The 24,543-nt window shown below is 59.4% G+C and carries 23 protein-coding genes; 20 read left to right on the top strand and 3 right to left on the bottom strand.

Going from position 1 to position 24,543, the window contains the following annotated elements:
• Positions 1-126 precede the first annotated feature (126 nt).
• The 17 genes from cobA to ACR0MO_RS07680 all read left to right on the top strand — a co-directional run bounded on the left by cobA (position 127) and on the right by ACR0MO_RS07680 (position 16,401).
• Positions 127-888 carry a uroporphyrinogen-III C-methyltransferase gene (gene cobA / locus ACR0MO_RS07760; RefSeq protein ID WP_170622470.1) on the top strand — a complete coding sequence of 254 codons (762 nt, stop codon included), beginning with the start codon at positions 127-129 and terminating at the stop codon, positions 886-888.
• A complete protein-coding gene (locus ACR0MO_RS07755) occupies positions 881-1,288 on the top strand; it encodes a c-type cytochrome (RefSeq protein ID WP_480707836.1) in 408 nt (135 codons plus the stop codon). The genes cobA and ACR0MO_RS07755 overlap by 8 nt, the downstream gene beginning before the upstream one ends.
• The gene (locus ACR0MO_RS07750) at positions 1,288-2,433 is read left to right on the top strand and encodes a cytochrome D1 domain-containing protein (protein WP_170622471.1); all 1,146 of its coding nucleotides are present in this window, start codon (positions 1,288-1,290) and stop codon (positions 2,431-2,433) included. The genes ACR0MO_RS07755 and ACR0MO_RS07750 overlap by 1 nt, the downstream gene beginning before the upstream one ends.
• Positions 2,434-2,436: 3 nt before the next feature.
• The gene (gene ahbB / locus ACR0MO_RS07745; RefSeq protein ID WP_480890570.1) at positions 2,437-3,426 is read left to right on the top strand and encodes a siroheme decarboxylase subunit beta; all 990 of its coding nucleotides are present in this window, start codon (positions 2,437-2,439) and stop codon (positions 3,424-3,426) included.
• The gene (locus ACR0MO_RS07740; protein ID WP_170622473.1) at positions 3,423-3,872 is read left to right on the top strand and encodes an Lrp/AsnC family transcriptional regulator; all 450 of its coding nucleotides are present in this window, start codon (positions 3,423-3,425) and stop codon (positions 3,870-3,872) included. The genes ahbB (ACR0MO_RS07745) and ACR0MO_RS07740 overlap by 4 nt, the downstream gene beginning before the upstream one ends.
• Positions 3,869-4,351 (top strand): siroheme decarboxylase subunit beta, encoded by a 483-nt coding sequence (gene ahbB, locus ACR0MO_RS07735; RefSeq protein ID WP_170622474.1) that lies wholly within the window; start codon positions 3,869-3,871, stop codon positions 4,349-4,351. Before ACR0MO_RS07740 ends, ahbB (ACR0MO_RS07735) begins: the two co-directional genes overlap by 4 nt.
• A gap of 3 nt (positions 4,352-4,354) precedes the next feature.
• Positions 4,355-5,569 carry a heme d1 biosynthesis radical SAM protein NirJ gene (gene nirJ / locus ACR0MO_RS07730; RefSeq protein ID WP_480890568.1) on the top strand — a complete coding sequence of 405 codons (1,215 nt, stop codon included), beginning with the start codon at positions 4,355-4,357 and terminating at the stop codon, positions 5,567-5,569.
• A 76-nt stretch (positions 5,570-5,645) separates the two neighbouring features.
• Positions 5,646-7,169 carry a cytochrome D1 domain-containing protein gene (locus tag ACR0MO_RS07725; protein WP_480890886.1) on the top strand — a complete coding sequence of 508 codons (1,524 nt, stop codon included), beginning with the start codon at positions 5,646-5,648 and terminating at the stop codon, positions 7,167-7,169.
• Positions 7,126-7,389 (top strand): hypothetical protein, encoded by a 264-nt coding sequence (locus ACR0MO_RS07720; RefSeq protein ID WP_170630722.1) that lies wholly within the window; start codon positions 7,126-7,128, stop codon positions 7,387-7,389. The genes ACR0MO_RS07725 and ACR0MO_RS07720 overlap by 44 nt, the downstream gene beginning before the upstream one ends.
• A gap of 90 nt (positions 7,390-7,479) precedes the next feature.
• Entirely contained in the window at positions 7,480-7,941 is a 462-nt protein-coding gene (locus tag ACR0MO_RS07715; RefSeq protein ID WP_480890566.1) for a DUF2946 family protein, read from the top strand.
• Positions 7,932-10,109, top strand: coding sequence for a 4Fe-4S binding protein (locus tag ACR0MO_RS07710; RefSeq protein WP_480890564.1), 2,178 nt, complete (start codon positions 7,932-7,934; stop codon positions 10,107-10,109). The genes ACR0MO_RS07715 and ACR0MO_RS07710 overlap by 10 nt, the downstream gene beginning before the upstream one ends.
• Before the next feature lie 14 nt (positions 10,110-10,123).
• Positions 10,124-12,031, top strand: coding sequence for a TAT-dependent nitrous-oxide reductase (gene nosZ / locus ACR0MO_RS07705; protein ID WP_480890562.1), 1,908 nt, complete (start codon positions 10,124-10,126; stop codon positions 12,029-12,031).
• A 1-nt stretch (position 12,032) separates the two neighbouring features.
• Positions 12,033-13,289 (top strand): nitrous oxide reductase family maturation protein NosD, encoded by a 1,257-nt coding sequence (locus tag ACR0MO_RS07700; protein WP_480890560.1) that lies wholly within the window; start codon positions 12,033-12,035, stop codon positions 13,287-13,289.
• Positions 13,279-14,172 (top strand): ABC transporter ATP-binding protein, encoded by an 894-nt coding sequence (locus ACR0MO_RS07695; RefSeq protein WP_480890558.1) that lies wholly within the window; start codon positions 13,279-13,281, stop codon positions 14,170-14,172. The genes ACR0MO_RS07700 and ACR0MO_RS07695 overlap by 11 nt, the downstream gene beginning before the upstream one ends.
• On the top strand, positions 14,169-14,990 hold the full coding sequence (locus ACR0MO_RS07690) for an ABC transporter permease (RefSeq protein ID WP_480890555.1): 822 nt from the start codon (positions 14,169-14,171) through the stop codon (positions 14,988-14,990). The genes ACR0MO_RS07695 and ACR0MO_RS07690 overlap by 4 nt, the downstream gene beginning before the upstream one ends.
• A complete protein-coding gene (locus tag ACR0MO_RS07685; RefSeq protein ID WP_480890553.1) occupies positions 14,987-15,502 on the top strand; it encodes a nitrous oxide reductase accessory protein NosL in 516 nt (171 codons plus the stop codon). The genes ACR0MO_RS07690 and ACR0MO_RS07685 overlap by 4 nt, the downstream gene beginning before the upstream one ends.
• Positions 15,499-16,401 carry an FAD:protein FMN transferase gene (locus tag ACR0MO_RS07680; RefSeq protein WP_480890552.1) on the top strand — a complete coding sequence of 301 codons (903 nt, stop codon included), beginning with the start codon at positions 15,499-15,501 and terminating at the stop codon, positions 16,399-16,401. Before ACR0MO_RS07685 ends, ACR0MO_RS07680 begins: the two co-directional genes overlap by 4 nt.
• Before the next feature lie 85 nt (positions 16,402-16,486).
• On the opposite strand, the gene ACR0MO_RS07675 is transcribed toward ACR0MO_RS07680, so the two are convergent.
• Positions 16,487-17,134 (bottom strand): class I SAM-dependent methyltransferase, encoded by a 648-nt coding sequence (locus ACR0MO_RS07675; protein ID WP_480890550.1) that lies wholly within the window; start codon positions 17,132-17,134, stop codon positions 16,487-16,489.
• 97 nt (positions 17,135-17,231) lie between these two features.
• On the opposite strand from ACR0MO_RS07675, the gene ACR0MO_RS07670 reads away from it, so the two are divergent.
• Positions 17,232-18,137, top strand: a complete 906-nt coding sequence (locus ACR0MO_RS07670) for a LysR family transcriptional regulator (RefSeq protein WP_480890547.1) — start codon at positions 17,232-17,234, stop codon at positions 18,135-18,137.
• 59 nt (positions 18,138-18,196) lie between these two features.
• Here the strand turns inward: ACR0MO_RS07670 and ACR0MO_RS07665 are convergent, their stop codons facing one another.
• Positions 18,197-18,952, bottom strand: a complete 756-nt coding sequence (locus ACR0MO_RS07665) for a sulfotransferase family protein (protein WP_480890544.1) — start codon at positions 18,950-18,952, stop codon at positions 18,197-18,199.
• 201 nt (positions 18,953-19,153) lie between these two features.
• Here ACR0MO_RS07665 and ACR0MO_RS07660 point away from each other — a divergent pair, with 201 nt between their 5' ends.
• The gene (locus ACR0MO_RS07660) at positions 19,154-20,389 is read left to right on the top strand and encodes a sulfotransferase family protein (protein ID WP_480890542.1); all 1,236 of its coding nucleotides are present in this window, start codon (positions 19,154-19,156) and stop codon (positions 20,387-20,389) included.
• 54 nt (positions 20,390-20,443) lie between these two features.
• Here the strand turns inward: ACR0MO_RS07660 and ACR0MO_RS07655 are convergent, their stop codons facing one another.
• Positions 20,444-21,388, bottom strand: coding sequence for a phytanoyl-CoA dioxygenase family protein (locus ACR0MO_RS07655; RefSeq protein WP_480890539.1), 945 nt, complete (start codon positions 21,386-21,388; stop codon positions 20,444-20,446).
• A gap of 238 nt (positions 21,389-21,626) precedes the next feature.
• Between ACR0MO_RS07655 and ACR0MO_RS07650 the strand changes: the two genes are divergently transcribed.
• Positions 21,627-24,446: a glycosyltransferase gene (locus ACR0MO_RS07650; RefSeq protein WP_480890536.1), complete on the top strand. Its 2,820-nt coding sequence runs from the start codon at positions 21,627-21,629 to the stop codon at positions 24,444-24,446.
• Positions 24,447-24,543: the final 97 nt, after the last annotated feature.

Below are 24,543 nucleotides of genomic sequence, written 5' to 3'. Positions count from 1 at the left end.
GTCAAGGAGGTTCTTTTTTGGTTGCGGCAGTCTTGGCGCATGACACGCCCGGCTGACCCAGCAACGTCACCAGATCGCGCAGGAAAACCTGGGTTCCGAAGACATTCAGACCAAGCGAGTTTGCACATGAGCGGTAAGGTTTTTCTGATTGGCGCAGGCCCCGGCGACCCCGAACTGATGACCCTGCGTGCGCTGCGGATGCTGCAAGAGGCGGACGTGGTGGTTTATGACCGTCTGGTCTCGGCCGATATCCTCGATTTGCACGCTTTTGGTGCGCGGCTGATCCCGGTCGGCAAAGCGCCCAAATGCCATACGGTGCCGCAGGACCGTATCAATGAAATCCTGGTTCACGAAGCCCGTGCAGGTCACACGGTTGCACGGCTGAAAGGCGGCGACCCGATGATTTTCGGGCGCGGCTCGGAAGAGGCCGCCTATCTGATGGCCCATGGCATCGCGGTGGAATACGCGCCCGGCATCACGGCAGCGCAGGGGGCGTCCTGTTCCACCGGTGTGCCGCTGACCCATCGCGGGCTGGCGACCTCGGTGCAATATGTCACCGGGCACCGGCAGGCCGACAAGGTGCTGGATCTGGATTGGAAACGTCTGGCCGACCCAGAGACAACGCTGGTTGTCTATATGGGCGTGGCCAATATCGGCCAGATCGCCATGGGGCTGATGACCGAGAATCTGCCCGGATCAACCCCGGTTCTGGCCGTTGGCAAAGCGACCCTGCCCGATGAACGCCGCCTTGTATCCCGGCTGGATCGGCTGGCCGCAGATGTGCGCGAGGCCGGGCTGCAAGCCCCCACGCTGTTCATCATCGGCAAGGTGGTCTCGCTTTACGCCGAACGCCCCGTGGCCGAATTACTGGAGCAGGCCCATGGCTAAGCTTGGACGCAGAAACGTTGCGCCCGGTGGCACCGCAGGGCAGCGCCCGAGCGCCCCCCCGGGCGGGCGCTTCTCGCCCACCCGCGGCAGGTCGCTGCCTTCAGTTCTACTTACATCTGCCGTGCTTGTGGCCACCACAGCATTCGCTGCTGACACGCTCGACCCGAACGCTCTGAAACGCCTTGTCCATCAGGATTGCGGTTCCTGCCACGGGCTGTCGCTGAAGGGCGGCCTTGGCCCGGATCTGCGTTCGGAAACGCTGGACCACTACGACCCTGAGGTCCTGACCGGTGTGATCCTCGACGGCATCCCCGACACTGCGATGCCCCCCTGGCGGCCCCTGATCAGCGAAGAAGAGGCCGAATGGATCGCCCGCTATCTGCTGGAACAGGAGGAATAATGAGACATTTGATCCTGACCCTCGCCGCCACCCTCATGATGACCACCGCGCAGGCGGAACCCACCGCAACCGGAGATCTAGGGTTGGTGATCGAACGCGCCAAAGGCTCGGTCCTGTTGGTGGATCAGTCCGACCGCGCGGCGCTGGCGCGGATCGAAGGGCTGGGCGATCTGTCCCATGCCTCTCTGGTTTATTCGCCCGATGAACGGTTTGCCTATGTGTTCGGGCGCGACGGCGGATTGACCAAAGTCGATATCGTCACTCGCCAGATTGCAAACCGTGTCGTGCAGGCCGGAAATGCCATTGGCGGCGCGATCTCGGACGATGGTAAGCTGGTCGCCGTGTCGAATTATGAACCCGGCGGCGTGCGCGTGTTCGATGCCGAGACGCTTGAGATGGTCGCCGACATTCCCACGGGCGGCAAAACCATCGGTCTGGTCGATGCGCCGGGCCGCCGGTTCGTGTTCACCATGTGGGACACGGGCGAAACCTGGATTGCCGATTTTGCCAAGGGCAACCCCGCGATCACCAAAATCCCCGAGATGGGCAAGAACCCCTATGACGCGCTGATCACCGCCAATGGCCGCACCTATATCACCGGCCTGTTTGGCGAGGACGGCCTGACCGCGCTGGATCTGTGGGCCGATAGCCCCGAGCCAATTCGCGTGCTGCCCGACTATGGGCGCGGGCAAGAGGAAATGCCGGTTTACAAAATGCCCCATCTGGAAGGCTGGGCCCTGACCGGGCGCGAGTTCGTTTTGCCTGCGGTCGGCCATCACGAGGTTCTGTGGATCGACGCCGACACCCTGACCGAAACCGGGCGCACCAAAACCCACGGCCAGCCGGTCTTTGCCATGGCGCGGCCTGACGGGCGGCAGGTTTGGGTGAACTTCGCCCACCCGCTGAACGACACAATTCAGGTGATCGATTCCGTGACCAAAGAGATCGTCCACGAATTCAAGCCCGGCCCGGCGGTGCTGCATATGGAGTTCACACCGCGCGGGCACGAAGTCTGGCTTAGCGTGCGCGATGCGGGCAAGGTCATGGTCTATGACACGCAAACGTTTGAAAAACTGCGGGAAATCGAGGCCGACAGTCCATCCGGCATCTTCTTCACCGCCCGCGCGCACAGAACGGGGCTGTAAGCGATGCAACATATCACCGATCCGATTGATTGCCGCCTGCTGGACGATTTCCAGCGCGATTTTCCCATCACCGAACGCCCGTTTCAGGTTCTGGCCGACGCTCTGGGGCTCGACGAGGCCGAAGTGCTCGACCGTCTGGCGCGGATGCGCAAGACCGGGCGCATCACGCGGGTTGGCGCAACCATTGCGCCGGGCGCGGTTTCGGCCAGCACCCTGGCCGCCGTGGCCGCGCCCGAGGAACGTCTGGAAGACATCGCCGCCCTGATCGACGCGGAACCCGGCGTGAACCACAATTACCAGCGCGAGGATGACTGGAACCTGTGGTTCGTGGCCACCGGCCCGGACCGAGCGCATGTCAACGACACGCTGGCCCGGATCAGCAACCAAACCGGATTGCGGGTTCTGGACCTGCGTCTGGTGCGGCCATTCAACGTCGATCTTGGGTTCCGCATGTCCGGCAAAACCCGCAATGTTCCCGGCCCGCGAAAAGTGGATCGCGCGGCCATGCGCGACGGGGACCGCCCCTTGTTGCAGGCGCTTAGCTCTGGCCTGTCGCTGGTCGCTGAACCTTACGCCGCGCTGGCCCGGACCCTGAACCGCGATATGGGCGAGGTGATGGCCCGGATTGAGGCCCTGCACGGCGCCGGAATTATCTCGCGCCTTGGGGTCATCGTGCGGCATCGGGCGCTGGGATGGTCCGCCAATGCGATGGTGGTTTGGGATATGCCGGCCGAGCAGGTCAGCACCGCAGGCCCGGCGCTGGCAGCGCATCCCGGTGTCACGCTGTGTTATGAGCGTAAACCGGTCGAGGATGTCTGGCCCTATCGCCTCTATTCCATGATCCACGCGCGCTCGCGCCCAGAAGCAATGGAGGTCTTGGCCGGGGCCGCCGCCCTGCCGGAACTATTTGGTGCGCAACGCAAAGTGCTGTTCTCGACCCGCTGCTTCAAACAGACCGGCGCATTGATCCAACCGAAAGAGGCCGCCGCATGACGCTGGACGAAACAGACCGCGCGATCCTGAACCGGATGCAGGACGACCTGCCGTTGACCTCGCACCCCTATGCCGCCGTCGCCGACGAGTTGGGGATTGCAGAAAGCGATCTGCTGGCCCGCCTGTCGCGGATGAAAGAAGACCGCATCATCACCCGCTTTGGCCCCTTCTTCGACGCGGCTGCCATGGGTGGCGCATTCTGCCTGTGCGCCATGGCCGTCCCGCCCAAGGATTTCGAAACCGTCCTGACCAAAGTCAATGCGCATCCTGAGGTGGCGCATAATTATGAACGCACGCACCGGCTGAACATGTGGTTCGTGCTGGCCACCGAAACGCCCGAGGGGATCGGAGCCGTCGCCGATGCGATTGAACGGGAAACGGGGATCGAAGTGCTCCGCTTCCCCAAATTGCAGGAATTCTTCATCGGCTTCCGGGTGGCGGCATGATTGACGCATCAGACAGAGAGATTATCGAGGCGCTGCAAGGCGGTCTGCCTCTTGTGTCCGCGCCATATGCGCAGGTCGCGGCAGATCTTGGCATCGACGAGAACGCCTTGTTGGCCCGCCTTGCCGACATGAAATCGCGCGGCGTAATCCGCCGTATCGCTGCCGCTCCGAACCACTACAAGCTGGGGATGACATCGAACGGCATGACTGTTTGGGATGTTGACGACGGCTGCATCGCTGAACTTGGCGCTCATATCGGCGCGTTGCCCTTTGTCACCCATTGCTACGAACGCCCGCGCGCCCTGCCGGGCTGGCCTTATAACCTGTTTGCCATGGTCCACGGCGCCGACCGGGACGAGGTCGAGGAAAAGCGCGCACAGATCGCCGCCATTCTGGGCGATGCCTGCAGGGCCAAAGATATCCTCTATTCCACGCGCATCCTGAAAAAGACCGGGCTGCGCCTGAAAAAGAAAGGCTGAGACATGTTCCGCCTGACCGAATACATGCACCAACTTGTGAAACCGACCCCGGTGCGCAAACGCCGCCCCGGCCCGGTGAAACCGGTGGTGATCTGGAACCTGACGCGGCGCTGTAATCTGAAATGCCGCCATTGCTATACCGTCTCGGCGGATGTGGCCTTTCCGGGCGAGCTGAGCCATGAGCAAGCCATGGTCACGCTTGAGGATCTGGGCCAGTTTCGCGTTCCGGCCCTGATCCTGTCGGGTGGAGAACCGCTGGACCGGTTCGATTTCTTCGACATCGCCAGACGCGCGCGCGAGTTGGTGCCGATGCTGGCGCTTTCGACCAACGGCACGCGGATTTACGACGAAACCGCAGATAGGATCGCCGATGTGGGCTTCAGCTATGTCGGCATTTCTCTGGACGGGATCGGGGCCACAAATGACTGGTTCCGCGGGGTCGAAGGTGCCTTTGCCGACGCCCTGCGCGGCGTGCGCGAATGCAAGAAACGCGGCATCAAGGTGGGGCTGCGGTTCTGTCTGACCGAGGGCACCCAGCATCACCTGCCCGACCTGCTGCAGCTGTGCGATGACGAAGGTGTGGACAAATTCTATCTGTCCCATCTGGTCTATGCGGGGCGTGGTGACAAGAACCGCGGCGAAGACGCCGAACATCTGCGCACCCGCAAGGGGCTGGACCTGTTGCTGGAACGCGCTTGGGAGGCGGCCTCGGGCGGGCGGCCTCTGGACATCGTGACCGGCAATAATGACGCCGATGCCGGGTATTTTCTGAACTGGGTTCGGGCGCATTTCGACGACGCCAAAGCCGCCCATGTGCGCGAACATCTGGCCGCCTGGGGTGGGAATTCCAGCGGGCTGGGCGTGGCCAATATCGACAATCTGGGCCGGGTGCATCCCGATACCTATTGGTCCGATTACACGGTCGGCAATGTGAAGACCCAGCCATTTTCCGAGCTTTGGACCAGCGACGATCCGATGCTGGCCATGCTGCGTACCCGTCCGCGTCCGCTGAAAGGGCGCTGCGGGGCGTGTCAGTTGAAGGATGTCTGCGGCGGCAACACCCGTATCCGCGCCCTGCAACTGACCGGCGATCCCTGGGCCGAAGATCCGGCCTGCTATCTGTCAAATCAAGAAATCGGCGTGGATGATGCAGGTGAACGTCTGCAGGTCACGCCGTTCCGGGGGAAACGTCATGATCCGGCACATCAGTTCTTTTGATACCGTTTTCTCTGCTCGCCCGGCCCCTGCGCGGGTGGTGCGTGCAGGAGCCTCCGGCGAGAGTATTTTTGAAAAGATGAAGATCGGGGTTTTGTGTTCGATCCTGAGCGTGGGCGCGGCCTGGGCTGATGCGCCTGCGGATTATGCGGAACATTGTGCCTCGTGCCATGGGGAAAACAGGCTGGGCGGGGTTGGGCCTGCGCTGATCCCGGAAACGTTGAAGCGGATGCGGGGCCCACGCGTAGCGGCGGTGATCGCCGAAGGGCGCGCGGCCACGCAGATGCCGGGGTTCTCGCATGAGTTGGACGCCTTGCAAATCGAGGAACTGGCGGGCTGGTTGAAATCTCCGCTGGAGACCGACCCGGAATGGGGCGAGGCCGACATCATGGCCAGCCGGTCTCTGGACGAGGATTATGTGCCGGTGGATGCGCCCGTCTGGGACAGCGACCCGATGAACATCACTCTGGCGGTCGAGACCGGGGATCATCACGTCAGCGTATTGGACGGCGATACGTTCGAGGTTTTGGACCGGTTCGAGACCCCGTTTGCCGTGCATGGCGGGCCGAAATTCAGCCCCGATGGGCGTTTTGTGTTCATCATGTCCCGCGATGGCTGGGTGCAGAAATACGACATCTGGGCGCTGCATCAGGTGGGCCGCGTGCGTGCGGGCCTGAACAGCCGCAACATCGCCATGTCGGGGGATGGCAAATGGGTGGCGGTGGCGAATTACCTGCCAAACAGCCTGACCCTGCTGTCGACCGAAGACCTCTCGGTCGCCAAGGTCATCGAGGTCAAAAGCAAGAAGGGCCAGCCCAGCCGCGTCTCGGCCGTGTATCAGGCACCTCCGCGCGAAAGCTTTGTGCTGGCCCTGAAGGACGTGCCCGAGATTTGGGAGGTCTTTTACGGGGCCAATCCGCCGCAATTCGGTTTGGGTCATGACTTTCGCATCGAAGGTCAGTTCAAGAACCCCGACCCCTTCCCGGTGCGCAAGATCACCACGCTCGACTATCTGGACGATTTCTTTTTCGACCAGAGCTATGAATACGTGATGGGCGCATCCCGCGACGGCAAGGGCGGGCAGGTGATTGATCTGGTTATCGGGCACAAGGTGGCAGATCTGGACCTGCCGGGGATGCCGCATCTGGGCTCGGGCATCACGTGGAAACATGGTGATACGACCGTGATGGCAACACCGCATCTGACCGATGGCACCGTGTCGGTGATCGATATGGAAAGCTGGGAAACTGTTAAACGGATCAAGACCGAAGGGCCGGGTTTCTTCATGCGTAGCCATGAGAATTCGCCTTATGTCTGGGCCGATGTGTTCTTTGGCCCCAACAAGGACGCGATGCATGTGATCGACAAGCAAAGCCTTGAGATCGTAAGGACTCTGCGCCCCGCCCCCGGCAAGACCGTGGCCCATGTGGAGTTCACCAAAGATGGCAGTCACGCGCTGGTGTCGATCTGGGAAGATGACGGCGCGGTGATCGTTTATGACGCGCAGACGCTGGAAGAGGTTCGCCGCCTGCCGATGCGCAAACCGTCTGGGAAATACAATGTCTGGAACAAAATCACCTTCTCGGAAGGCACCAGCCACTGACGGGCGATGGCCGGTCTGGAAACTGGCCATTCTGCTCTATCCTGCCACGATGCTGACCGTGGCCATCAACCTGTTTCTGTTGGGCCTGATCCTGCACAGCGCGGGCTTCAGCGCAATCGAACCGGTGCCTGCGATCCTGTGGTCGATTCCGCTCGGTATTCCGGCAACTTGGCTGGCCGGGCGCTGGGTGCGCGGGTTGATGGATGAGGCGGATGGGTAGGTCAGAATTTTTCAGACACCTGACCTAAGTCAAGTGTCGGCCTGAGAGAATCTCATAGGTTTTGGGAACGAACGCCGAGTTGGATTCTCTATGCTCATCTGCCGCCCCCCGCATACCTTTCTTGATCGCGTGTCCCGTGCGGCGTGCGGTGTGGTGGGCATTTTCCTGTTGCTTTTGCAAATGCTTGGCCCGGCGCTGGCAAGCGCCGGGGACAGCACATGGATCGAAATCTGCTCGGAGGGCGGCGCGGTTTGGGTTGAGGTGGATCTTGAAGAAACCGATGACCCGACCGCGCCCTGCCCGAAATGCGCTGACTGCGCCCTGTGCGCCGTCACCTCGGGGGCTCCTGTGCCCGAACTGCCTGCCGTGACACGGTTCGGGTTTGTTCAAACCGCGCGCTGCGAATACCGTGATCAGGTCTATGTATACGATGTGAAACGATTGTGGCCCGAAACCCGCGGCCCCCCGTTGGTGCCCCAAGACACAACTGAACGCGCCCTGCGCGCGCCCATGGCGTTCACCCAAGTTACCGGAGGTGCGCCGTGGTCTTAAGTCGCGCAATCCATTTCCTGCTGGCCGTTGCCCTGTCCTGCCTGATGGCGATCAGCGCCCATGCCGACAGCCTTGCCAGTTTCCTGCCCGATGTCACACCTGCCGATCTGGTTCCCGGTGCCGATGCCTTTGGCCCGGTGCGCGATGACGTGCCCGTTGCCCCGGTTCTGAAGGGCGGTGAGACAGTTGCCTGGGCTTTTCTGACATCCGATTTCGTGGGCACCACCGGATATTCCGGCAAGCCCATCCATGTGGTCGCCGCCATCGACAGTGACGCGGTTCTGACCGGTGTGAAACTGGTCAAACACTCGGAACCCATCGTTCTGATCGGCATCCCCAATTCGCGCATGGTTGAGCTGACCGAAGGCTATGCCGGTCTGGACCTCAAGGTTGAGGCCGAGACCGGGGGTGAGGGGCATGACCTAGACATCATCTCGGGCGCGACCGTCACGATCATGGTGATCGACGACAGCCTTGTGCGCGGCGGGATCAAAGTGGCCCGTACGTTGGGTCTGGGTGGATTGTCCCCCGTGCTGGCCGATGGGCCGAAGCGCGAAGTCGATATGGCGCAGGATGCGGTCTATGACTGGACCACGCTGTCCGGCGACGGCTCGGTCCGGCGGCTGACGCTGGATATCGGGCAGGTCAACGCGGCGTTCGAGGCCACGGGCGATCAGCGCGCCATCAAACGCCCCGAACCCGGCGAACCGGATGACACCTTTATCGACATGCTTATGGCGTTGGTCTCGGTCCCGTCGATCGGCAAATCGCTGCTGGGTGAGGCCGAATACCAGAACCTTGTGAACTGGCTGGGCGAAGGCGAACAGGCCATTCTGGTGCTGGGGCGCGGGGCGTACAGCTTCAAAGGCTCGGGCTATGTGCGGGGCGGGATTTTCGACCGGATTCAGCTGATCCAGGGCGACAGTTCGGTGCGGTTCTTTGACCGCCAGCAGCGTCGTCTGGGTGAAGTGGCCGCGCCGGATGCGCCCAGCTTTACCGAACTCGACATCTTCAAAATCCCCGCTGATGCCGAGTTTGACCCGGCTGAACCCTTCCGCCTGCAACTGCTGGTGCAACGGGCCGTAGGCGCGGTTGAAAAGACCTTTCTGACCTTCGATCTGGGCTACAAATTGCCGGAACAGTATCTGCTGCCGGTCACCACCCCTGTTGTGATCGACGACGCCACCGGCGAGGCTGCCGCCAAAGCCGCCCTGTGGCAGCGTATCTGGAAGGACCGCACGGTCGAGATCGCGGTTCTGGGCGTCATGCTGCTAGTGCTGACCGCCACGTTCTTTTTCCAGTTCCACGCGACCATGAATGCACGGGTCTTCTACTGGTTCCGCATCGGATACCTGACCGTGACCCTGTTCTTCATCGGCTGGTATGCCAATGCGCAGCTGAGCGTGGTGAACCTGATGGCGCTGGCAGGCAGCCTGCGCACAGGATTCTCGTGGGATGCCTTCCTGCTGGACCCGCTGGTCTTTATCCAATGGTTTGCCGTCGCCGCCGCGCTGTTGTTCTGGGGCCGGGGTGCTTATTGCGGCTGGCTCTGCCCGTTCGGCGCGCTGCAGGAACTGACCAACAAGATTGCCCGCGCGCTGAAGGTGCCGCAATGGACCCTGCCCTGGGGTCTGAACGAGCGCCTGTGGCCCGCGAAATACATGATCTTCCTCGGTCTCTTCGGCCTCAGCTTTGTCTCGATCCCGCTGGCCGAGAAATATGCCGAGATCGAGCCGTTCAAGACCGCGATCATCCTGAAATTCATGCGCGACTGGCCGTTTGTCGTCTTTGCGCTGCTGCTGCTGGGGATCGGGCTGTTCATCGAACGGTTCTACTGCCGCTACCTCTGCCCCTTGGGCGGGGCGCTGGCGATCCCTGCCCGTATTCGCATGTTCGACTGGCTGCGCCGTTACCCCGATTGCGGCAGCCCCTGTCAGACCTGCGCCAACGAATGCCCCGTTCAGGCGATCCACCCCACCGGTGAGATCAATCCGAACGAGTGCGTCACCTGCCTGCATTGTCAGGTGCTCTACCAGTCCGAGGACAAATGTCCCGTCGTTATCCGCCAACTGAAACGGCGGGCCAAGACAGGGTCGGTCAACCTCAAGACCCCCCTCGGACAACCACCGGCGAACCATCCGAACGCCAAACCGCAATCCGTTTCCTAAAAGGAGGAACGATCATGTCGGAACATGATATGAAACTGAATATCACACGCCGTGGAATGCTGGGGGCAACCGCCACCGGCGCGGTGATTGCCGGGACCGGTCTGGGTTCAACCCTGATGACCGCGCGCGAGGCAAGTGCTGCTGCGAACGCGCATCTGGAACCGGGTGAGCTGGACGAATATTACGGCTTCTGGTCCTCGGGCCAGACGGGTGAGCTGCGTATCCTCGGCGTGCCCTCGATGCGCGAGCTGATGCGCGTTCCGGTGTTCAACCGCTGCTCGGCCACCGGTTGGGGGCAGACCAACGAGTCGCTGAAAATCCTGACCGAGGGCCTGCTGCCCGAGACCAAGGAATACCTGGCCGCAAACGGCAAGGTCACTTATGACAACGGCGACCTGCACCACCCGCATATGTCCTTCACCGATGGCACCTATGATGGCCGCTATCTGTTCATGAACGACAAGGCCAACACCCGCGTGGCCCGCGTGCGCTGCGACGTGATGAAATGCGACAAGATCATCGAGATCCCGAACGCGCATGACATCCACGGTCTGCGCCCGCAGAAATACCCGCGCACCGGTTACATCTTCGCCAATGGCGAGCATGAGGCACCGCTGGTCAATGACGGCCAGATCCTCGACGATCCGTCGCAATATGTGAACATCTTCACCGCCATTGACGGTGATACGATGGAAATCGCGTGGCAGGTGATGGTCTCGGGCAACCTCGACAACACGGATTGCGACTATCAGGGCAAATACGCCTTTTCGACCTCGTATAACTCGGAAATGGGCATGAACCTGGCCGAGATGACCGAGAATGAGCTGGACCACGTGGTCGTGTTCAACCTCAAAGGCATCGAAGAGGCTGTGGCCGCCGGGAACTTTCAGGAACTGAACGGCGTCAAGGTCGTGGACGGCCGGAAAGAGGCCGGCGGCAACCTGACCCGCTATATCCCGATCCCGAACTCGCCCCACGGTGTGAACGCTGCACCCGACAAGAAACACATCATGATCAACGGCAAGCTGTCGCCGACCGTTTCGGTGATTGATGTGGAAAAAGTCGATGCGCTGTTTGCCGACAACGCCGATCCGCGTTCCGCTATCGTGGCCGAACCGCAGCTGGGTCTTGGCCCGCTTCACACCGCGTTCGACGGCAAAGGCAACGCCTACACCACCCTGTTCCTGGACAGTCAGGTGGTGAAATGGGACATCGCCAAGGCCATCGAAGCCTACGCAGGTGCCGATGTTGACCCGATCCTCGACAAGGTGGACGTGCAGTATCAGCCGGGCCACAACTCGACCTCGATGGGTGAAACCGCCGAAGCCGATGGCAAGTGGCTGATTTCGATGAACAAGTTCTCGAAAGACCGCTTCCTGAACGTAGGTCCGCTGAAGCCTGAAAACGAGCAGCTGATCGATATCTCGGGCGACAAGATGAAGGTGGTCCATGACGGCCCGACCTTTGCAGAACCGCATGACTCGATCCTTGTGCACCGGTCCAAAGTGAACCCGGTCAACGTCTGGGATCGCAACGACCCGATGTGGGAAGATGCGCGCAAACAGGCCGAGGCCGATGGTGTCGATCTGGATTACGGCGCGGAAGAGCCGATCCGGGATGGCAACAAGGTCCGCGTCTACATGACTTCGGTCGCGCCCGTGTTCAGCATGGAGAAATTCACCGTCAAACAGGGTGACGAGGTTACGATCTATGTCACCAACCTGGATGATGTGGACGATGTGACCCACGGGCTGTGCCTGTCGAACTTTGGCATCGCGATGGAGATCGGGCCGCAGGCGACCGCCTCGGTCACCTTCATTGCCGACCGTCCGGGCGTGCACTGGTACTATTGCCAGTGGTTCTGCCACGCGCTGCACATGGAAATGCGCGGCCGGATGTTTGTTGAACCCCGGAGTGCATAAAATGCGTTGGTCCCTGCTCATACCGCTCCTGCTCGGCTCGCCCCTTTGGGCGGCGGACTGGGATGTGCCCAACCGGGCGGGGGCCATCAACGAGATACTGGCGCAGGCGGCGGATGGAGATACCCTCCGCCTGAGCCCCGGTATTTACACCGAAACACTGGTTCTGGACCGGCCCATCACAATCGATGGGCAGGGCTTGGCCACCATTGACGGACAAGGCGAAGGTAGCGTCATCACCGTAACCGGGCCGGGCGTGACCGTGCGCGGGCTGACGGTGATCGGGTCCGGCTCGGACCATGACGGTATCGACAGCGGTATCCAACTGACCAAGACGGCCCATGCGCCGGTGGTCGAGGACAATGTGCTGCTGGGCAATCTCTACGGCATCGACATCCATGGTGCGAAAGACAGCATTGTGCGCCGCAACCGGATCGAGGGGCGGCAGGACCGCCACATGAACGCGCGCGGCAATGGTGTCTATGTCTGGAACGCGCCGGGTGCGCGGGTTGAATCGAATGATATTCGCTATGGCCGCGACGGGATCTTTGTGAACTCGTCCAAGAAGAACACTTTCACCGGCAACCTGTTCCGCGATCTGCGTTTTGCGGTTCACTATATGTATGCCGACAACTCGGTCGTCAGTGACAATGTCTCAATCGGCAACGATCTGGGCTATGCGGTGATGTTTACGACCAATGTGACCGTGGCCAACAATGTCTCGATCGGCGACCGCGAACACGGCGTGATGCTGAACTACGCCAACAAGAGCACCATCACCGGCAATGTGGTGAAAGGTGCCAAGGAAAAATGCACCTTCCTTTATAACTCGAACAAGAATGAGTTCACCGACAACTGGTTTCAGGGCTGCGGCATCGGCATCCATTTCACTGCGGGTTCCGAGCGCAATCGCATCCTTGGCAACGCCTTTGTCGGCAACCGGACCCAGGTGAAATACGTCTCGACCAAATGGGTCGAGTGGTCCGAAGACGGGCGCGGCAACTACTGGTCCGATTTCGCCGCCTTTGATGTGGATGGCAACGGCATCGCCGACGCCCCCTATCGCCCCAACGACTCGATGGATCATGTGCTGTGGACCCAACCCGCAGCCAAATTGTTGCTCGGCTCTCCCGCCGTGCAGCTGGTGCGCTGGTCGCAATCGGCCTTCCCGGCGCTTCTGCCGGGGGGCGTGATGGACAGCAACCCATTGATGCAAGCCCCTGAACCCCCAGCAATGAAAAAGGTGCCTCATGACGGATAAGGCCCTGTCAATTGACCATGTTCTCAAGGATCGGGGTAAAACCCGCGTTCTTGACGACATCACCCTGTCTCTTGCCCCCGGCCAACGCGTTGCGCTGCTGGGCCATAACGGCGCGGGCAAGTCGACCCTGATCAAATCCATCCTCGGCCTGACGCCGATCCATGGCGGAGCCATCCGGATCGGAAACGCCACCCCCGGCAGCGCGCAGGCGCGGCGGGAAACGGCGTATTTGCCCGAGGCGGTGTCGTTTCATCCGGCGCTGACAGGCCGCGAGCAACTGACCTTGTTCGCACAGCTATCGGGCGCGAAGGCGGATGTGCCGGGCCTGCTGGAACGCGTTGGCCTCAGCGATGCACTGGATCGCCGGATCGGCACCTATTCCAAAGGAATGCGGCAAAGACTGGGTCTGGCACAGGTTCTGCTGGGCCAGCCGAAAGTGGCGCTGCTGGATGAGCCGACCTCCGGCCTTGATCCGATTTCGCGACAGGACCTCTATGCCATTATCGACGAGTTGGCCGCACAGGGCACCGCCGTCCTGATCGCGTCCCACGCACTGACCGAGGTCGAGGCCCGTACCGACCGCATAGCGATCATGCGCAAGGGCCGGATGGTGGCCGATGACACGCTGAACAACCTGTCGGCGCTGGCCGGTCTGCCGATCCGCCTGAAGGTGCGCGCCAGCAACAACCCGGATGCCTTGGCCGCCGAACTGGGCGGCAACCGGATCAATGGCGCGTCGGTCGAACTGCTCTGCACCCCCGACGACAAGATGAAAGCCCTGCGCCGGATCGCCGGTCTGGGCGACGCGGTAGCGGATGTCGAGATGACTCCGCCCAAGCTGGAAGACCTCTATCGCCATTACGCACAGGAGGATTTGCAATGACCCGCTTCCTCGCCATCACCCGCACCGAAATGCTGATCCTGCGCCGCAACCGCTGGCTGCTGGTCGCCACGCTGATCATGGTGCTGTTCGCTTTGGCGCTGACCTTTGCAGGCAGCGCCCCAACCGGCACGCTGGGCGTCGATATGCTGACCGTCTCGGTCGCCTCGATGACCACGCTGTCGGTCTACCTTGCGCCGTTGCTGGCGCTGATGATTTCCTTCGACGCCATCGCCGGAGACGTAGACCGGGGCAGCCTGTCGCTGCTGCTGTCCTACCCAGCGGGACGCGGAGAAATCCTGTTGGGCAAATTCACCGCCCATCTGGCCGCATTGGCCTTTGCCATGACCATCGGCTTTGGCACGGCAGGCGCGGTGGCGGCCTTCTTTGGTGGCGCAGGGCCGGAAAGCCTGATGGCTTTGACGCGCCTGATCCTTACTTCCATCCTTCTGGGCGCTGTCTTTCTGGCGCTGGGATACCTGCTGTCCGCCCTGGCGAAGGGGGCCACGGCGGCGGCGGGTCTGTCGGCCGGGCTTTGGCTGGTCTTTGTCGTCCTCTATGATCTGGGCCTGTTGGGGGCCGTCGTCATGGACAAGGGCGGCAGCTTCACCCAATCCGTCTTTCCCTGGGTGATGGTAGCCAACCCGGCCGACGCTTTCCGTCTGTGGAACATCGCCGCGACCGAGGGCGTCGCCATGGCATCTGGCATGACCGGGGCCGCGCAGGCCTTGCCGGTCTGGGCCGCACCTGCATCCTTGCTGATCTGGCCGGTGATCGCCTTCGCCCTCGCCCGCCTTGCCTTTCGGAGGGTTGAGCCATGAAACGCCTTGCCCTGATCGCTCTGATCGCGCTGGCCGCCTGCAAGGAAGAGGTGGCCGAGGCCCCCGACCCGGTCGATCTGACCCCGGACGCGCTGAGCTTTTTCTGCCAGATGAACATCGCCGAACATGGCGGCCCCAAGGGGCAGATCCATCTGGAAGGCTACCCCACACCGCTGTTTTTTGCCCAGGTGCGCGACATGGTGGCCTATCTCAAAAGCCCTGAACGGGACGCCAGAATCACCGCCGTCTATGTCAGCGACATGAGCGTCGCCCCCAGCTGGCGGCAACCCGGAATTTCCAACTGGATCGACGCCGAGGGTGCCAGCTTTGTGGTCGGGGCCAACGTCGCCGGCGGCATGGGCGCGCGCGAAGTGGTGCCCTTTGGCGATCCCGCCGCTGCCCAGGGCTTTATTGCCGAATATGGCGGTACTGCGCTCCCGCTGTCCGACATTCCTGACACCGAAGTTCTGGGGCCCGTCGATCTGGACCTCGCGCTGGAGACACCCGCATGACCACCCTGACCCGTCGTCGCTTTCTGACCATCTCAGCCGCTTGCGCCGCGTTTCCGGCAAAGGCTGCGACCGATCGCTTCGCCGAATGGCGCGGCATCGCAATGGGGTCGCAGGCCAGCATGCGCCTGAACGGGCTGGACAAGGCCGACGCCGCCCCCATCTTCGACGCTGTCACCGCCGAAGTCGCCCGGCTTGAAAATATCTTCAGCCTGTACCGCCCCGAGTCAGAACTGTGCCGTCTGAACAAGGACGGGCACCTGTCGGCCCCATCGCCCGAGATGCTGCAATTGCTCGGCTTGTGTACGGCCCTGCACACTGCGTCCGATGGTGCTTTTGACCCCACCGTTCAACCGCTGTGGGTGGCCTTGGCCAACAACGCAGACGCATCCACGCGCGAGGCTGCTTGGCGCGCGATTGGCTGGCACAAGGTCTCGGTCAATGCGACAGCGATACGCTTGCCTTCCCCCGGTCTTTCCGCGCTGACACTGAACGGCGTGTCGCAAGGGGAAGTTACGGATCGCGTTGCCAACCTTCTGAAATCATTCGGTCTACGGGATGTTCTGGTCAACATGGGCGAAGTCCGCGCCGAGGGGCAACGCGGCGATGGCCGCCCATGGCAAATTGGGCTGGCGGGTCCGGAAGGGAGTGTGCACCGCCAAATCGGTCTGCAGGATCGCGCCGTCGCAACCTCGGCCCCTTCGACAATGGCGCTGTCCGGGGGGCACGGGCATATCCTGAACCCAACGGGCGAAGGTTTGGTTCACCGCGCCATTTCGGTGTCCGCGCCCAGTGCGGCGCTGGCCGACGGACTATCGACGGCATTGTGCGCGCTTCCCAAAAACATGATCGACCCGGTTCTGTCGCAGTTTCCGGGCGCAAGGCTAGAGATGCAGATTTGATTTGATGGGCTTAACACATCCCTAACAGAATAGCACCGTCGCCCGCCCGGTCGCTTGTGCCTTGAGGTTGAAAGCCGCAACCCAATCAGCGCTTTCGCGCGACAATGTAGCGGCTTGGCAGTGTTCCGAATTGATCTGCGGTCTCGATTACCTCAAACCCCGCGGCGGCCATCTTTTGTTCAAGGGTCGCTGCTGGCAAGAACTCTACAAACGGCGCTTTTCCGACGGCCTGCATCAACGGGATTGCGACGCGTCGGATCATCGCGTATTTGAACCCGCCACCACTTGGCGCGCAGACCGTTTTGGAAACGAAAAGCCCACCGGGTTTTATCAGTGACGAAATATGCTTCAGCGCCGCGTCCAGATCCGGCAGCAGGTGAAGCAGGTTGTGCGCCAGAACCGCGTCATATGTCGCATTGTCCGAGGGATGCTCAAGAACCTCGGCCACTTGGAATGTGACATTTTGCAAGCGTTCGCTTTCAAGCTTTTCCCCGGCGATCTCGATCATTCCCGGTGCCACATCCGTGGCGGTTATGTGGGCGACATGAGGGGCGAGCAACAGCGCCGTCGACCCGGTGCCGCAGCCGATCTCAAGCACGGTGTCATCGGCTTTCAGGTAGGATTTCGTGCGTTCCAGCGTCTTAAGATACCCGTCCATGTTCCGAATTGGATCGGATGCGTATTTGCGGGATATCCTGCTCCAGAATGCGGCATCTGTGGTTCGTGCGGCCATAATGCGTCTCTTTCGTAAATGGGTGCTTTGCGCCTGCTAAACTCAAACACAGATATATGGAATTGCCTCGAATTGCAGAAGTGTTATGCATAATTGCATGAACTGGACGGCGATCAATTTCGATTGGAACCAGGTGCGCTCATTTCTGGCGACGGCTGAAATGGGGTCTTTCTCGGCGGCGGCGCGCGTGCTTGAACAAACCCAACCCACCGTCGGCCGTCAGGTTGCAGCGCTTGAGCAATCCCTTGGCGTCACCCTGTTCGAACGGGTCGGCAAAACGCTGAACCTGACCAGCGCGGGTGAAGAATTGCTGGTGCACGTGCGAGAGATGGCCGATGTCGCAAACCGAATTTCGATAACGGCAACGAGCCAGTCCAAAACCATCGAAGGTCAGGTCAGGATTACCGCGTCGGACGTCATGTCCGCCTATCAGCTTCCGCCTATCCTCAAACAGATACGCAAACTCGCGCCGCGATTGCAGATCGACGTGGTCGCCGCGAATGACCTGCGCGACATACAGCGACGCGAGGCCGACATTGCGATCCGACATGTACGCCCAACGCAACCGGACCTGATCGCGAAACTGGTGGCCGAGGCAACAGCGCATTTCTATGCGGCTCCGTCCTACCTGGATCAGGTGGGTCGGCCCAAAACCGAAGCAGAGCTTGCCAAGCTGGACTTTGTCGGGTTCGGCGAAGTGCGCACAATGATTGGCTTCCTCAATCCGGCCGGGATTCCGGTTACCGAAAAGAACTTTCGGGTGGGGTCAAAAACCGGTGTTGTGTCCTGGGAACTGGTGCGTCAAGGGCTGGGCGTGAGTGTCATGTCAGACGACGTCGCCGCCATGACGCCCGGAGTTGAACGCGTACTTCCTGATCGGGACCCCTTCACCTTTCCGATCTGGCTGGCCACACATTCCGAATTGCACACCGCGCGACGCATCCGGTTTGTCTTTGACCTGCTTGCCGAGCAACTCGGCGGCAAGGCAGGTAGGAAGGTGTGAGTGAAACTGTCGACGGTTCTGAGAAACGCGTACGACATCTCTCAAGGACGACGCCGTTTCTAGGCCGTCTTTAGCCAACTTGTTACGTCAAAATGCACAAGGCTTTGCAGGGTCAGAATGTCTTCGCGATAAAAATCCACAAGCCTGTTGTGCAGCCCGGGTGTAAGACGCGGTGACGCGGGCCAGCCGGACTTTTTGACTTTGTGCGCACTGGTGTGAATCGGATCGGACAGCGTGTCGAGCGAGATGTCACACGGGATCTTCAGCTCGGAAAAAAGATGCCTGATCGCGGCAGCCGGGTTATCTTTCAGATCATCATAGCGGCAAACTATTATGTCAGGAAACACCGTTTTCCAATGACTTAGGATACGTCCGTACAAACCAATTGACAGCATAATGTGGTCATCTGTCATCAGATCGATTTCAGGTGTGTAGTCCAGCCGCCCCTTGTGAATGTGATGCGTGAAGGCCGACCGGTAGCGATCAATTGGATTGCGTAGAATAACCACTGGGCGCACATCCGGGACTGCACCTTTTATCTGACTGGCAATATCCACAAAGACATTGGGTGCATGAAAATAATGTGGCGTGCTTTCAAGATAATATGCGGCACCTGGCTTTTCGCGGACGGGAAAATGCGCGCGGTATTCATCAAGCCGCGAAGCGCAGTCGGCCCGCCCCCAGAAATTCACCTCTTTCTTGGCGGACCCGAATATATGCCGTGACGAAGACAGCACTTCATGCATCCAGGTCGAGCCTGACTTTTGAACACCGACTAAAAGAAGGTTTGGCAACCGCGTTGATGAACTTTTCAAAAGAACTCCACTTTTTGCTGAAGGCGAAGGCAGGACGGTTTCACAACTGTTCTACGTCTGCGTTATCTGTAGGCCCAGAGGCAAAAGCAACCAAAGCAACAGGATCAAATTACGTTGTGATACGGCCAGCGCCGTAACATCATCCACCGCTTGATTTGGTTTACCTTTGATGATTAAGGTCAGCCGGTATTTTCGAGGCCGATGTGCTCAGATCAGTACCGACCAAATTCGGAAGCAGTCCCGGACGGCAAAGTAACCAAGCATGGCACCCTATTTCCTCAATTCAGGTATCAAGGTAACCCTGTCGGGCCGACGCATCCACCCCAACGAAGCTCAGAATCTCAAGCGAGTTTACTCAGAATGACCGACGCACCGCTTCCTTCACATATTGTACTGGTTCTAGGTATGCATCGCAGCGGCAGTTCCTCTGTGACCAGGGTGCTCAACCTCTTGGGATATGCATTGCCGAAAACACTGATCAAAGGAAATGCATCGAACAGACGCGGACATTGGGAAAGCCAACCCGTCGCCAGATTGAACGACCGTTATCTGAACGGTGCTGACCTGACATGGGCGGACTGGAGCCCTGGCAAGCTGAAAACGGTCAGCGCGGAAGACCGTCAGAATTTCGAACAAGATATCAGGGCACTGCTCGCCGATGAGTTTCCTGCAGGTCAGCCTGTAGTTCTGAAAGAACCCAGGATTTGCAGGCTGGTGCCTCATTACCGCGCAGCGTTGGAAAATCAGGTTCCAATGACCGCCGTGATAACGGTTCGCAACCCGCTGGAGGTCATCGCGTCTTTGGTCAAGCGCAACGCGCTTTCGGAAACCAATGCTTGTCTGCTTTGGCTGAGATATATGTTGGATGCGGTGTCTGACACGGATGGGATGCAGCGCGCCTTTATTGCATATGAAGACTGTATCTCGGACCCGGTCACAACCCTGACGATGGCGGCAGAACATTCGCAACTTTCCTATCCAAACGATCTGCAGACAGTTGTCCCGGAAATTGATGAATTTCTAAGCACCTCCCTGCGCAACCACACCCGCACGCCCGAAGATGTCATTCACAACGATCTGACCCACGGATGGACCAGCGATGTCTACGAGGCACTGCGGTTGCTGAAACACGACCCGAATGCACCCACAGCGCTGGCGACAATTGCCCGTGTCCGGCAAGAGCTTGATGAAGCATCACCGATGCTGAACTTCATCGTTGCCAATTACGACCGGGAATGCAGCGAGTTGAACCGTCGCGTCGCGTCGTTGACCGCCGCGCTGGACCTGAAGACAGAGCAGGTAAAGCTACTGCGCGAGCAACTGGAACAACCGCTGACGAAAGTGGTTGCATCTTCGATCAAGGTGAATCGACGATCTCTTCGGGATCGGTTTCGCAAGATCAGAAAGTCTCTCAAAAAGCGCGTTGGTAAGGCCTAGCAGCCGCTTCGCACCCCTTGACAAGCCGCCCCAACACGCTTCGAAAGATGCCGGTTACCAATACACCGGCGTTTGGTTCGTTGCGCAGCACGACTTGGAAAAGAACCATGTTTCGATGGCATATCGCGGCTGCGTGTAACCCGGGTCCGACGATGTTGCGTGAAGGTTGAAGTGGTCAAAAAACAGCGCATCACCAGCGCCAAAATATGGCCTGACCGGTTTGATGTCAGGAAAGGTTTCGGCGACCGTTGCGCCTGAGATCGACCAATTGAAAATCGCGCCATTCGTGCCCGGTTTCAGAACCTTGGTCAGTCGCTTCGGAATCAAATCCATCCCGGGACTTTCGGTGCCTTCGCCGCAATCAGTCAAAGCGACCCAGACATTCAGGCTTTGAATGTTCTTGTTCATGAACGCGCCATCCTGATGCCATTCAGCCTTATGCTTTAGTGGCGTGGCCCGGCGCAGCACGCATTTCTGGTAGGAAACGCATGGCTCGTCCTGAAAGTAGCGCTGTAAAATTTCCCGCAACCCGACGCGTTCAAAACTGTCGAACAGATTGTGCGAAACGAGCGGAGACAGAAATGTCTCGATCGAACCACTGTCATTCAGGAATACATGCGCCGTTTCTCTGTCTAACCCGGCCTCCTTGGTCAGAGGCATAAAGTAAGATTTCTCGGTCGTGCTGCGATCGTCAGGCCCACCGTCCTGTGTGGCTTCTGCAAATGCTTTGGCCGAGTCCATGACCTCATCAATGTCTTTTTGGAATCGCAACGCCCGAGCCGGTTCAAAAAAGTTCCTGACGATTATCGCGCCGTAGTGATGCATCGCGCTGATGACAGCATCGCTTGTCAGCTCATGAATATCGACTTCCGGTATTCCATGCGGGCCCAAATCGAACAGGTTTTCGGGCGCCACGGGCCTGCCTCGCATCCACGAGGTGTTCAGATCGGTGTGCACGCTTTTACCTGCCATCACCCTTGAATCGCGCAGGCGTACCAAGTCGCCGATCTGACCGTCCTTGCGAAAAACCCCGGCTGCCTTCGAAACCTTCGCAACCAGCTCATCGTTCAGAACGGCCCCGTGCAAGGGCGATGGTACCTGTGTCATAAATGCGCGATCCCGTGATTCGTGTGGTTGTGTTGGTAAATTTACTCAATTACCACTCTGGGACGCGAGCAGAATTGAGAAAGTTCGGACGATGTCACCGAATACAAAAACACAGCGTCGGATAGATCAGTTGCTTCGGCACATCAGCGCGCTTGAAGAAGAACGTGATAAGCTGAAAGAGCGTGATCGCATCTATCAGGCGACGTTTGACAGGGTTACCGACAGCCTGAAATCCGAACGGCCGAAAGATGACGCCACGAAAGGTGTCTTTACCGGCCTGTCCATCGTTATCGCCTACTACGATATCCCCAGACAAATCGAACGGACCCTGATTTCGTGTTCACCGGACTATCAGGGCGTTTCTGACGGTGACATCGAGGTCATCATCATCGACAACGGCTCGAACGAACCGTTGCCTGCCGATCTTCAAGCCCGGTTTCCATTTGTCAGCCAGATCATCAGGGTGGATGGCCACCCCTCGCCCGTTTTCGGACTGAACCAGGGTATCGAAGCCGCCCGTCATGAGATGATCGCGCTGATGATCGACGGGGCCCATATGCTGTCACCGGGTGTCGTCCGCAATTCCGGCGAAGTCTACGAGAGATTCCAAAACCCGGTTATCAACGTACCTCAGTATATTCTGGGGGCTGAATCCCAGAACCTCACTCTGGCATCCGATGCATTTGAACGTGAGACCGAAGATCTGAAAGCGCTTGGCTGGCCCGCGGATGGCTATCGTCTGTTTGAATATGCGGTTTATCCAGGCGAGAACTATCGGCGCAGCTTTGTAGATGCTATCGAAACCAATTGCCTGATTACGACACGCAAAGTGTTTCAGGAAAACGGCGGCTTTGATGAGCGATACAGCGAGCCCGGCGCGGGGTTCGCAAATCTCGAGATTTTTTCGCGCCTTATCCATGAGCAGGACAACAGCTACATCATTCTTTCAGGCGAAGGCACATTCCATCAGGACCACAGCGGCGTGACGACGCAAAAATCACCGGAAGACCGCAACGTACTTGTCGCCGAATACAAGAACCGCCACGCAGAAGTCACCGGAAGCCAGGCCATCGTCAATGCGCGCAGCCCTATCTTATACGGCAAAACGCGGCGCATGACGCAGCGTGTACCGACCATCTCAACCGAGTTCGGCAAAGCCAGCAACAAAGTTCTGTCTCAGTTGGCAGACGTCTATATCAGCCGTATCCGCGCGGGCATTACCGAAAAATACGAACCGACCCTGACCGTTGGTCTTGTGCCGGATGAACGAAGGGCGCGGCCCCATCTTGCCCCTTTGGGTCTGCTATCCGAAGCTGCGCGCCGCAACGGCGTTGAAGAAAAGAAGCTGAGTTACCTGAATTGCTTACGACAGGTTCATCGTCATGTACGGCCTGAAAGCTATTTCGAGATTGGCGTGGATACAGGGGCAAGCCTGAGTCTTGCCAACTGCCCCAGTGTCGGTGTCGATCCGGCGTTTACTCTGTCAAATCAGATTAAAGCTCCGGCGCGGCTGTATCGGGAAACAAGCGACGATTTCTTTGCCAACACGGACAGATGCAAGGCACTGTTCCCGCAAGGCATCGATCTTGCCTTCATCGACGGCATGCATCTGGCCGAATATGTGGTGCGCGACTTCATCGAAACCGAGAAATGGATGGGTCGCGACGGCGTTATTCTGATCGACGACGTGCTGCCGGACAAGATCGAGATGCTGGAGCGCGACCGCCGGTTCAACGCCTGGTGCGGTGACGTCTACAAGATCGTCCCGATACTCAGGCGCTACCGGCCGGATTTGTCCGTATCGGTGTTTGAAACCTTTGTCGGGCCTTACCGCAAGGGTCTTGCCGTTGTCTCTGGCCTTGATCCCGACAACACCAAACTCGGGCGCCACTACAAGGAAATCGAGGCGGGGGTTCTGGGAAACACTTATGATGTCGCCTCGATCGAGGAACTGGACAAGGTGATGAAACCCGAACCGATTGCGTGTCTGGGCGCGGCAACCGGGCGACGACCTGTCCGAAATCTGGCGGCGTGTCTGGCGGATGGTCCCGTTGCAGATACTGTGACGGGATCTGAGGTCCCCACCACCCCGCGCCTGTCGGTCGTAGTGATTGCACATGAGATGGCCCGGGAAATTCCACGCACACTGCGTACGCTGTCCGCCAAAATGCAAAAGGACATCTCGACGGATGATTACGAAATAATCATCGTGGACAACGGTTCCACCGACACGAGCGGATTTGCCAGCTGGGTTGAAACAGCCCCCAATGCAAGGGTCATTTCCCTGCCAGCTGGCAATGTCTCCCCATGTCACGCCGTGAACATAGGGCTTGCCGCTGCCAAGGCGGATCAGATCGGCGTGTTCATTGACGGCGCGCGCATGGCATCACCCGGTATGCTGTCTCGCGCTTTGGATCAACTGAACACTGACCCAAACGCAATTGTCGGAACCTTCGGGTTTCATCTGGGGCACGAAGTGCAGGCCGATGCGGTTCAGTCTGGATATGACGCCTCTGCCGAGGATGCCCTTTTGGAAAACTCAGGATGGGAAGACGACGGGTATCGCCTGTTCGATGTTTCGGTATTCGCAAAGTCGTCAGGCAAGGGTTGGAAGGTTCTTCCGTCCGAAGCAAACGCTGTCTTTATGCACAAGAAACTCTGGATAGAACTGGATGGGTTCGAGGAGCGCTTCCGCTCACCGGGCGGTGGTCTAGCGAACCTTGATCTGTGGAAACGCGCTTGCGAGAAACCGGGCGTGACGATTCATATGTTGCTGGGTGAAGGGACATTCCACCAGATACATGGTGGTGTTTCGAGCAATGCGCCGGTTTCAAAGCGACCTGCTTTCGACGCGGAATACGAAACGATCCGTAAGGCGCCGTACCGCCGCCCGGACGTTCCTGCCAATTTCGTCGGCTCTGAACGTGAAACGGCAAAACCGGTTTTGTGATCAGTTTTGAGTTCAGATCATGAACCAGCGAGACTATTTAGAGCATCGACGCACTGAAACATATGAGGAACCATACTTGCGCTGAAACAAATGCGCG

It is taken from the genome of Ruegeria sp. K5 (genome assembly GCF_056531805.1).
Note: the sequence above shows the minus strand (reverse complement) of the source record. Positions and strands in the feature narration are given on the sequence as shown.

Bases quoted from the DNA above. Each gene is read 5' to 3' on its own strand.
- ACR0MO_RS07690 (WP_480890555.1), top strand. From the start codon at position 14,169: ATGACCCGCTTCCTCGCCATCACCCGCACCGAAATGCTGATCCTGCGC.
- ACR0MO_RS07685 (WP_480890553.1), top strand. From the start codon at position 14,987: ATGAAACGCCTTGCCCTGATCGCTCTGATCGCGCTGGCCGCCTGCAAG.
- ACR0MO_RS07755 (WP_480707836.1), top strand. From the start codon at position 881: ATGGCTAAGCTTGGACGCAGAAACGTTGCGCCCGGTGGCACCGCAGGG.
- ACR0MO_RS07660 (WP_480890542.1), top strand. From the start codon at position 19,154: ATGTGCTCAGATCAGTACCGACCAAATTCGGAAGCAGTCCCGGACGGC.
- ACR0MO_RS07720 (WP_170630722.1), top strand. From the start codon at position 7,126: ATGTCTGGAACAAAATCACCTTCTCGGAAGGCACCAGCCACTGACGGG.
- ACR0MO_RS07695 (WP_480890558.1), top strand. From the start codon at position 13,279: ATGACGGATAAGGCCCTGTCAATTGACCATGTTCTCAAGGATCGGGGT.
- ACR0MO_RS07715 (WP_480890566.1), top strand. From the start codon at position 7,480: ATGCTCATCTGCCGCCCCCCGCATACCTTTCTTGATCGCGTGTCCCGT.
- nosZ (WP_480890562.1), top strand. From the start codon at position 10,124: ATGTCGGAACATGATATGAAACTGAATATCACACGCCGTGGAATGCTG.
- ACR0MO_RS07675 (WP_480890550.1), bottom strand. From the start codon at position 17,134: ATGGCCGCACGAACCACAGATGCCGCATTCTGGAGCAGGATATCCCGC.
- ACR0MO_RS07740 (WP_170622473.1), top strand. From the start codon at position 3,423: ATGACGCTGGACGAAACAGACCGCGCGATCCTGAACCGGATGCAGGAC.
- ACR0MO_RS07680 (WP_480890552.1), top strand. From the start codon at position 15,499: ATGACCACCCTGACCCGTCGTCGCTTTCTGACCATCTCAGCCGCTTGC.
- nirJ (WP_480890568.1), top strand. From the start codon at position 4,355: ATGTTCCGCCTGACCGAATACATGCACCAACTTGTGAAACCGACCCCG.
- ACR0MO_RS07700 (WP_480890560.1), top strand. From the start codon at position 12,033: ATGCGTTGGTCCCTGCTCATACCGCTCCTGCTCGGCTCGCCCCTTTGG.
- ACR0MO_RS07750 (WP_170622471.1), top strand. From the start codon at position 1,288: ATGAGACATTTGATCCTGACCCTCGCCGCCACCCTCATGATGACCACC.
- cobA (WP_170622470.1), top strand. From the start codon at position 127: ATGAGCGGTAAGGTTTTTCTGATTGGCGCAGGCCCCGGCGACCCCGAA.
- ahbB (WP_170622474.1), top strand. From the start codon at position 3,869: ATGATTGACGCATCAGACAGAGAGATTATCGAGGCGCTGCAAGGCGGT.
- ACR0MO_RS07725 (WP_480890886.1), top strand. From the start codon at position 5,646: ATGAAGATCGGGGTTTTGTGTTCGATCCTGAGCGTGGGCGCGGCCTGG.
- ACR0MO_RS07670 (WP_480890547.1), top strand. From the start codon at position 17,232: ATGAACTGGACGGCGATCAATTTCGATTGGAACCAGGTGCGCTCATTT.
- ahbB (WP_480890570.1), top strand. From the start codon at position 2,437: ATGCAACATATCACCGATCCGATTGATTGCCGCCTGCTGGACGATTTC.